This window comes from Streptomyces sp. URMC 126 (genome assembly GCF_051386555.1).
Classification (GTDB): domain Bacteria; phylum Actinomycetota; class Actinomycetes; order Streptomycetales; family Streptomycetaceae; genus Streptomyces.
This window is the reverse complement of sequence record NZ_JBPQTX010000545.1, coordinates 1-2,532: the sequence shown is the minus strand read 5'-3', so window position 1 is coordinate 2,532 and position 2,532 is coordinate 1. Positions and strand designations below refer to the sequence as shown.

General features: G+C 75.5%; 3 protein-coding genes. 2 read left to right on the top strand and 1 reads right to left on the bottom strand.

The features are described 5' to 3' along the window. Window positions 1-117: 117 nt before the first annotated feature. Complete coding sequence (locus tag ACSNOK_RS32540) at window positions 118-669, bottom strand: beta-class carbonic anhydrase (protein ID WP_436784390.1); 552 nt, start codon at window positions 667-669, stop codon at window positions 118-120. A 426-nt stretch (window positions 670-1,095) separates the two neighbouring features. Between ACSNOK_RS32540 and rsmH the strand changes: the two genes are divergently transcribed. Together rsmH and ACSNOK_RS32530 are read left to right on the top strand one after the other, a co-directional pair. After that, window positions 1,096-2,064, top strand: a complete 969-nt coding sequence (gene rsmH / locus ACSNOK_RS32535) for a 16S rRNA (cytosine(1402)-N(4))-methyltransferase RsmH (protein WP_436784389.1) — start codon at window positions 1,096-1,098, stop codon at window positions 2,062-2,064. Beyond that, the coding region (locus ACSNOK_RS32530; RefSeq protein ID WP_436784388.1) for an FtsB family cell division protein at window positions 2,061-2,532 on the top strand (472 nt) is incomplete at its 3' end. The genes rsmH and ACSNOK_RS32530, both read left to right, overlap by 4 nt.

The window sequence follows — 2,532 nt, the reverse complement described above, 5'->3', positions numbered from 1 at the left end:
CACCGGGAACGGCCCCTCCCCAACCCCGCCGGCGTCCCGCCCGCGCACGGCGGACGGGACGGCGGCTCGTTCGCATTCTCGCCGCCCGCGCGGCGCGACGGCACCGCGGGCGGGCCGTCAGTGCCGCGGGTCGATCTCCCGCAGCAGCCCGGTGGTCACGTCGAAGACGAAACCGCGGACGTCGTCCTTGTGCGGCAGGAACGGGGAGGTGCGCACCCGCTGCATGGACTGCCGGACGTCCTGGTCCAGGTCGCGGAACGCCTCCACCGCCCACGGCGGACGCTGGCCGACCTCCTCCTCGATCTCGTGCCGGAAGTCCTCCGTCAGGTTCAGCAGGCCGCAGCCCGTGTGGTGGATGAGGACCACCGAACGGGTACCCAGGGCGCGCTGGCTGATGGTCAGGGACCGGATGATGTCGTCGGTGACGACTCCGCCGGCGTTGCGGATGGTGTGGCAGTCGCCGAGCTCCAGGCCGAGCGCGGCGTGCAGGTCCAGGCGGGCGTCCATACACGCGACGACCGCGACCTTGAGCACCGGCCGGGCGTCCATGCCCGGGTCGGTGAACTCGGCGGCGTAGCGCGCGTTGGCCGCCACGAGACGGTCCGTGACCGTGGAGTGGCCGGCGTCGGCGCCGGAGGTGCCGGAGGGCGGAGACGCGGATATCGACATGTGCACGAAGGTAGTCGGCTACCGGCCCGTCGGCCCCCCGAAGAGCCGGGCAAACGCCGTAAGGGCGGCCATCTGTGAGGCAAGCCACAGCGTCGGGAGGCGTGCGGCCGTCCGGGTGAGCCCGCCGCCGAGGCCCGTCCTCCGGCGCGCTGGCCGGTTGATTGACCGGGGAGACGAGTGGACTAAAGTGGCGCGAAGTGGGAGGCGAGCCGCTCCCCCGACGTACCGGAACCCAACGACCAGGCCGTCCCCGTCGTACCAGGAAACCCGCACGTGCGCGACGTGACCGTACCCCTCGGCCTCCTCCCGCTCCCCGGCCGTCCCGCGCCGCCCGCCGGCGCCGGGCCGGGCGGCGCATCCCCTTCGAGCGGGCGGGGACCCGGCGGTGCGTGCGCCCCGCGCCGTACCGCACTCCCAGAAGGGCGCATGAGCAGCAACGCGCGTCACGTCCCCGTCATGCTCCAGCGCTGCCTGGACATGCTCGCCCCCGCCCTCGCCGAGCCCGGTGCCGTCGTCGTCGACTGCACGCTGGGCGCCGGAGGGCACAGCGAGGCGCTGCTCACCGCCTTCCCCGAGGCCCGGCTCGTCGCCCTCGACCGCGACCCCACCGCCCTGGCCCTGGCCGGCGAGCGGCTGGCCCCCTTCGGCGACCGCGCCACCCTCGTCCAGGCCGTCTACCACGAGCTGCCCGAGGTGCTGGAGCGGCTGGGCATCCCCCGCGTCCAGGGCGTCCTGTTCGACCTCGGCGTGTCGTCCATGCAGCTCGACGAGGCCGACCGCGGCTTCGCCTACGCGCAGGACGCGCCGCTCGACATGCGGATGGACCAGACGAGGGGCATCAGCGCCGCCGAGGTCCTCAACACCTACCCGCCCGGCGAGCTCGTCCGCATCCTGCGGGCGTACGGCGAGGAGAAGCAGGCCCGGCGGATCGTCGAGGCCGTCGTCCGGGAGCGCGAGAAGGAGCCCTTCACCCGCAGCGCCCGGCTGGTCGAGCTGATCCGCGACGCGCTGCCGCAGGCCGCCAAGCGCACCGGCGGCAACCCCGCCAAGCGCACCTTCCAGGCGCTGCGCATCGAGGTCAACGGCGAACTGGCCAGCGTCGAGCGGGCCATCCCGGCCGCCGTCAAGGCGCTCGCGGTGGGCGGCCGGATCGCGGTGCTGTCCTACCAGTCGCTGGAGGACCGCATCGTCAAGCAGGTCTTCGCGGCCGGCGCGGCCACCACCGCGCCGCCCGGCCTGCCGGTCGTCCCCGAGCGGTACCAGCCGCGGCTGAAGCTCCTCACCCGCGGCGCCGAGCTGCCCACCGAGGAGGAGGTCGCCGAGAACCGGCGGGCCGCCCCCGCCCGGCTGCGCGGGGCCGAGCGCGTCCGCGAGGACGTGACGGACACGCCATGACGGCCGTCGCGCGCACCCCGGGCACCGCCGGCGGGAGCCGGCTCGGCCGGCTGCTGCCGGCCGGGACCGGCGGCGCGCGGCGCACCCCCTTCGTACTGCTGGTCGTGGTGCTGCTCGGCTCCGGCCTGATCGGCCTGCTGCTGCTCAACTCCTCCCTCAACCAGGGCTCGTTCGAGCTCAGCAGGCTCCAGCGCAGGACCACCGAGCTGACCGACCGGCAGCAGGCACTCCAGCAGGAGGTCGACCAGCTCGCCGCGCCCGACGCGCTGGAGCGCCGGGCCCGGGAGCTGGGCATGGTCCCCGGCGGCAGCCCCGCCTTCCTCAACCCCGACGGGACGGTCAGCGGCGTTCCCGCGCCCGCGCCCGAGGCCGGGGCGGCACCCGCCGACGGGGCGGACCCGGCCGCGTACCTGCCGCCGCCCGCGCCCGAGCCCGAGCCGTCCCCGGCGTCGGTGCCCTCCCCGGCGG